This window comes from uncultured Limosilactobacillus sp., assembly GCF_934202235.1.
Taxonomy (GTDB): domain Bacteria; phylum Bacillota; class Bacilli; order Lactobacillales; family Lactobacillaceae; genus Limosilactobacillus.
The window spans coordinates 22,272-28,576 of sequence record NZ_CAKPXS010000018.1 but is presented as its reverse complement, the minus strand read 5'-3'; the positions used below and the strand labels follow the sequence as shown (position 1 = coordinate 28,576).

Below are 6,305 nucleotides of genomic sequence, written 5' to 3'. Positions count from 1 at the left end.
GCGATCAGCCGAGTCTGTTTGATGGTCTTCCAATGAGGGACACCCCCCATGCCCTTAAACTTAAGAGCGTTAAATCCTATGATGATGGTGCGGTTTGGCTGCGTTACCTAGTCAAATAAACGATTAGACTTCCGTCACTTGCCTGATACACTTGGTTACTCAGTATAAACAGCTTCTATGAATGGTACTCAATTATAGCATACCACTTGAAGTGTTCCTGAGTTGTGCTACAGATAAGCAGCTTTCAGCTTTTTCCAATTCCAATTGATATTCATAAATACCCCTTACACACTTTTACTATTTACGCGTGTAAGGGATATTGTACGCCGTTTCAATCGAAAAACTTAAACCCACAAAAACACGTGGTGTCCGCTATCGGACGCGGTTTCGTGGCTACTATCGCGGGGATGATTTGCAACTCCACGCTTTTTAGCGTAAGAAAACCTTTGATCGTAAAGCTGACGCCGAGGCTTGGATACTCGAAAAGCAGGAAGAAAAAGCTCAAGGCGTCGATAAGCAGTCAACCAAAGTGACCTGACTTTTTGATCACTTCTATAACTTATCTAAGGCACCATACTTACGTGACAACACTAAAAGAAGCTGGAAGTTCGCGCGTCAAATTTTCGTTGAATACTTTTTGGGGGGGTGACCGCACGGTTGACTCGATCATGTCAGACGCCTACCAAGTCTTCATGAACTGGGGCGATGGTAGATACTCCCACACGACGCTTTTAGGAGTTAGTCAGAAACTGGCCAAAGTCTTTACTTATGCTGTTGAACACCGTTATATTAACCGGTCACCAATCCTCTCGTCGCTAATGATCCGCGGTTCTAAAGCGCGTACGGTGCAGTGTCTCAACCTTGAGCAGATCAAGGCTCTGTTATCTTGTATCCATACTCATCACCTGCGCCGTCGTTCTGGCGTAGCCCAAGAAGCCGGCACCTGGAAGGCGATTGCCATTGTCGGCTTGGGAAAATCGCTGGGCTGACGTGGGGCCACGTCGATATCGAGACTGGCGAGATCAAGATCAACCGACAGCTTGATACGCGGAGTGGTTTGATCGGTCGTAATTTTATCCCCTTGAAGACTGCTCATTCCTACCGGGCGGTGACGATTCCAAAGCATTTCTTCAAAGATCTTCTAAAAATCAAGGCACCCGGCGATGGTTTCGTTTTCCTGACAGTATCAAGTCAACCCATGGAGTCGTCAGTGGCATCTTATCCACTTCATTCACTACTTGATCGGCTAGGCATCTCCGCGCCAAGCTTTCACTTCCACTCCCTACGCCATTCTCACGTAACTTTACTGCTTACTAACGGCGTCGATATCTACGCGATAAGCAGGAGATTGGGCCACGCCGACCTTTCGGTGACCCTCAACACGTACGCTTACCTCATCGACGAAAAACAGAAATCGGAAACAGAAAAGATAAATAGAATTTTGGATAACTTGCCATAAGATCAGCCAGAACATCAGTTGAGGATTTTTATTTTGGCATTATGTCCATACCACTTCTGTGACATACGAATCCTGCCCATATACGTCTGAATTTGACGTCATTCATCATCAAAAAATGAATAAAAATTAACTTATATATAAAATTAGACATAATGCAAAAAGAAAAGCCCCACGGTCAAAAGCCGCGTGGCTGTGGGAATTCCGTCACCGTTGTTCAACGGCACCCGTTGCATAATTTATGCTAATATCGCGTTGTACATTAGGCACAAAAACATTAAACTGCAGGGAACCATCCGCTGCTTTCGCTTCGATATGGGCGCCAGATGGAACAAGGTTGTTCCCGTCATAAATATCGGTTACCCGGTAACGTACCTTGACTCCCTGGTCCAGTTTCCGCCGGACTAGTCCTTCATAGTAGTTTTGCCCCATTGAACGACTGCTGCGGGCTTCATTAGCCCAGGCAGTTTGCGTCGCAATATTTTGGGGATTAGATTCAGAAGCATTAAAATGCGGCAGTCCGCCCACGAGCGCATAACCAAGCAAGTGCCCCCGGTCATAAGCATGGCTGTACCCACCAGTAAGGTGCGAAGCCTGTTCAAAGCCAGCTGGCTTCCAGCTGCTTGCGCCGTTGCCCGTCGATTGGCGGTTGCGGTACTGTCGAGTCTCGCGACTCAACCAGGCATCACCCTGCGACGGTCGGCCCTGATTATCAGGGTGGTTCACTGCCCAGGGCGCGCTGGCAATATTTACATTTAAGTTAGTTTGATTATTGTTAACAACAAACGAACCAGCGCCGTTCCATGCCACATTCCTCCCCAGCTGCTGTTTGACAGCTGGTGTCAATACTGCTGTGGCCTGTTCCTGTGTTGGCGGTAGCTTACTGACCCGAGCGACCGAATAGCCAGAATAGTGTCGCCACCATGCACCAGCCTGCTGAGGGCTAACCACTGACACCATAATTGCCGCGACTGCCATGACGGCTAATGCCATCAGCCGCCTTAATCTCCGCTCGATTTTCATTAACCTGCCTCCACTTTGTAAAGTAGCTTCATTATATACTACTCATCGACACGAATGCACGTTCGATTTCATTTCGTGCGGTGTTTAACTTGATAAACCAGAGTTAAACCCAGCAGAAAGACAGCACCAACAGTGACTGACACGCGGGTATCCGGATTCATGAACATAAAGACCAGAATCACTAACAAGGAAACGATGGCAAAGTAATTAAACCACGGGAAAAATGGCATCTTAAAGGGATGAGTAGTGAGCTGCTCGTGTTTTTGCTTTCGAAAATGCAATTCTGATACCAGGATAACAAACCAGGGCACCATCCCCGGCAAGACACTCGAGCTATAGACAACCACGAAGATATTGTTAAATGATGGACTCAGGACCTTCAAAATTTCGTTAAGGACGAAGCCAATTAAAATGCCGGCCGCGATCGATAAAATCGCAATATTGGGCACAATTCGCTTGGACAACCGGCCGAAAAAGCCTGGTGCTTGCTTATCAATCGCGAGCTTATAAAGCATCCGACTAGCACTATAAATTCCCGAATTACACCCGGACAAGGCGGCCGTCAAAACAACGAAGTTAATAATTCCGGCTGCACCGGTAATCCCTACCCGGGTAAATGTCTCGACGAATGGTGAGCCAACCATTTTTAACTGGTTCCAGGGGTAAATGCAGACGATCACAAAAATAGCACCGATATAGAAAATCAAGATTCGCCAAATAATGGAACGCACGGCTTCAACAATTGCGTGTTGTGGCTGCGCGGCTTCTCCTGCTGTAATCCCCAAAAGCTCGATTCCCTGGTAGGACCCCACAATAATGGATAGAGAGAACATGAAGCCTTTGATTCCGCCGGTAAAAAAGCCGCCATGCCGCCAGAGATTACTGATGCCCACCGGTTGCCAGTGGTTCCCCAAACCAAGCGTAATCACCAGGATACCCAGGATAATCATGGCAACGATAGTCATTACCTTAATCATCGCAAACCAGAATTCCAGTTGTCCATACGCCTTCGCCGATGCCAAATTTGCTAGCGTCAGGAAAATGATCGCTGCTAATCCAGCAACCCAGTCAGGCAGGTGTGGCCACCAAAAATTCAAGTACTGGGTAGCCGCAATCACTTCAGAGATACCCACAATAATAAACTGAAAGACGTTGCTCCACTTCGTTAGGTACCCAGCGAGTGGGCTAATGTAGTGGGTGGCATAATCTGCAAACGAACCGGTTCCTGGTTGGATGTAGATCATTTCGCCCAGCGCCCGCATTACCGCATAAAGGACTACGCCGACAAAGGCATAGGCTAACAGAACTGAGGGCCCCGTCCACTTGATGGTCGACGTTGAACCCATAAATAATCCCACACCAATTGTTCCGCCAAGGGCAATCATTTCCATCTGCCCTGACGTTAATGTCCGGTTAAGCTCAACGTGTGTTCCTTTCTTGTCAGACATAAGACCGCTCCTTTACAAAAATTAACGCCAGTCTGGACAAGGCTGGCGTTAATTGGTTGGATTTTAATTAGAATCTCGCCATTGTTTTTTAAGAATACCATTTTGTGACCGAAAAGCAAGCACTATTTACGAACCTGCCCGTTACCGGTGATTTCGTATTTGATCGTCGTCAACTGGTCTAATCCCATTGGGCCACGGGCGTGTAGCTTTTGGGTACTAATCCCAATTTCGGCACCAAAACCAAACTCCCCGCCGTCAGTAAAGCGGGTGGAAGCATTGACATAAACAACTGCTGAGTTAACCCGTTGCTGAAACTCTCGGCCACGGGCCCCGTTTTCGGTGATAATCGACTCTGAGTGGTGGGTCCCGTGTTCGTTAATCTGCTCAACCGCCTCGTCTAATGAATCGACAACCTTCACCGCCATGATGAGGTCATTATACTCAGTATCCCAGTCCTCAGCCGTTGCCGGTTTAACGTCGCTGACAATCGCACGCACACGACCATCGCCACGGACTTCTACCCCTTGCTCGCGTAAAGATTTAATCACCACTGGAAGGTATTCTTGAGCAACATCACGGTGAACAAGCAATTTTTCCGCGGCGTTGCAGACAGACGGCCGTTGGACCTTCGCATTAATGATGATTGGCGTCGCCTTCTTCAGGCCTGCATCACGGTCAACGTAGATGTGACAATTACCAGCCCCCGTTTCAATCACCGGCACGGTTGCGTGTTCGACGACCGCTTTGATGAGGCGTTGGCTCCCCCGCGGAATAATCACGTCAACGTAGCGGTTGAGTTCCATCAATTCCTGTGCTACTTCATGACTAGTGTCTTCAACTAGTTGAATTGCATCAACTGGTAACCCGCACATCATTAGTACCTTGCGTAAGATGTTAACCGTTGCCTCGTTAGTTCTTAATGCCTCTTTACCACCGCGTAAAATAACGGCATTCCCGCTCTTAAAGGTAAGCGCACTAGCTCCAGAGGTAACGTTAGGCCGAGCTTCGTAAATAATACCGATAACCCCTAGTGGAACCCGTTGCTGGATAATCTGGAGACCATCTTTATTAATCCAACCACGGTCAATCTTGGTTGTTGGGTCCTGCAGAATGGCGACGTGTCGCAACTCGTCAGCCATTTGGTTAATCCGCGCTTCGTTGAGTAACAACCGGTCACGAAACTTAGCAGGCATGTCAGTAGCATTAGCCATATCCTCCTGATTTGCTGCCAAAATTTCGTTAGTCGCTTTTTGAAGCGCGTCAGCCATCAGGTTCAGAGCATCATTCTTTTGACTAGTTGATAATAAAGCCAGTTGATTAGCGGCTTTTTGGGCTCGCTGGCCCATCTTGATTAGTTGCTGATTCATTATTCTTCCTCCAGACTATTTTTGATCTTGTCAGCCCCAAAGTGGGTGCCAACTTCCTTTCCCTTCAAAATATCAATAATCACCCGGGGGTCCCGGCCATTGCACAGCACCATCTGCCGGTTGTCCTGCATCATCATCTTTGCAGCGCGTAATTTAGTCACCATCCCACCAGTTCCAAAACGGGTGCTAGTTCCGGCTGCTCCTGCTTCAATGTTGCTGGTAACGTGGTCCAGATTGCGAATTGGTCGTGCATCAGGATTGCGGTTGGGGTCAGCAGTATAGAGTGCATCCACATCGGATAAGATAATCAGCAAGTCAGCACCGATCTTAGTGGCAACCAGGGCCGACAACTCATCATTATCAGAAAATGTTGTATGGTGGTCCAACTCGTCGACAGAAACGGGGTCATTTTCATTAATGATCGGGATAATTCGTTTGGCCATGAGGACTTCAATCGTATTTAAGACGTGTTGCTTGCTAACGGGATAGTGCAAGACGTCGCGGGTCAACAATAGTTGAGAAACTTTTGTTTGGTAGTTCAAAAAGCGTTGCGAGTAAATCCGCATCAACTCCAATTGTCCCACCGAAGATAGTGCTTGTTGTTCCGCAATTGCTTTTGGCCGTTGCTTCAGTCCCAGACTTTCTAAACCAACTCCCATCGCTCCGGAAGAAACCAGGATAACTTCTAGCCCCCGGTTATTGAGTGCCGAGAGTGTCAACGCCAAGTTGTCAATTACTGGTAGGTTCACTTGTCCATTTTTTTGTACGAGGGTACTAGTACCCACTTTGATGACCACTCGTTTAATTTTTTTGCTTGCCATTCTCACCACTCCCCCAGATAAAAAACACGTCCTTAATGAGGACACCAATGACGGCGGTACCATTCCTCTTTAAAGACGTGCTTTACTCTTTTTAATTCTAGTATTTATTTTTAACTTAATTTCATGCATAGCCCGGCCTCGACACGCTATCACCTTTGCAGTTACCGGTGACTCCCTGAGTGGTCTTATT

General features: G+C 47.5%; 6 protein-coding genes. 2 read left to right on the top strand and 4 right to left on the bottom strand.

The features are described 5' to 3' along the window. The first annotated feature begins 626 nt into the window (after positions 1–626). The gene (locus tag Q0E49_RS04155) at positions 627–989 is read left to right on the top strand and encodes a hypothetical protein (RefSeq protein ID WP_295746694.1); all 363 of its coding nucleotides are present in this window, start codon (positions 627–629) and stop codon (positions 987–989) included. Then, positions 887–1,459, top strand: coding sequence for a site-specific integrase (locus tag Q0E49_RS07990; protein ID WP_366509534.1), 573 nt, complete (start codon positions 887–889; stop codon positions 1,457–1,459). Before Q0E49_RS04155 ends, Q0E49_RS07990 begins: the two co-directional genes overlap by 103 nt. A gap of 204 nt (positions 1,460–1,663) precedes the next feature. Here Q0E49_RS07990 and Q0E49_RS04150 read toward each other — a convergent pair whose 3' ends face one another. The 4 genes from Q0E49_RS04150 to proB all read right to left on the bottom strand — a co-directional run bounded on the left by Q0E49_RS04150 (position 1,664) and on the right by proB (position 6,115). After that, positions 1,664–2,479, bottom strand: coding sequence for a DNA/RNA non-specific endonuclease (locus tag Q0E49_RS04150; RefSeq protein ID WP_295746693.1), 816 nt, complete (start codon positions 2,477–2,479; stop codon positions 1,664–1,666). Between the two features lie 68 nt (positions 2,480–2,547). After that, complete coding sequence (locus tag Q0E49_RS04145; RefSeq protein WP_295746692.1) at positions 2,548–3,927, bottom strand: amino acid permease; 1,380 nt, start codon at positions 3,925–3,927, stop codon at positions 2,548–2,550. Between the two features lie 122 nt (positions 3,928–4,049). Continuing rightward, on the bottom strand, positions 4,050–5,294 hold the full coding sequence (locus Q0E49_RS04140; protein ID WP_295746691.1) for a glutamate-5-semialdehyde dehydrogenase: 1,245 nt from the start codon (positions 5,292–5,294) through the stop codon (positions 4,050–4,052). Beyond that, positions 5,294–6,115 carry a glutamate 5-kinase gene (proB, locus tag Q0E49_RS04135; protein ID WP_295746690.1) on the bottom strand — a complete coding sequence of 274 codons (822 nt, stop codon included), beginning with the start codon at positions 6,113–6,115 and terminating at the stop codon, positions 5,294–5,296. The genes Q0E49_RS04140 and proB overlap by 1 nt, the downstream gene beginning before the upstream one ends. Positions 6,116–6,305: the final 190 nt, after the last annotated feature.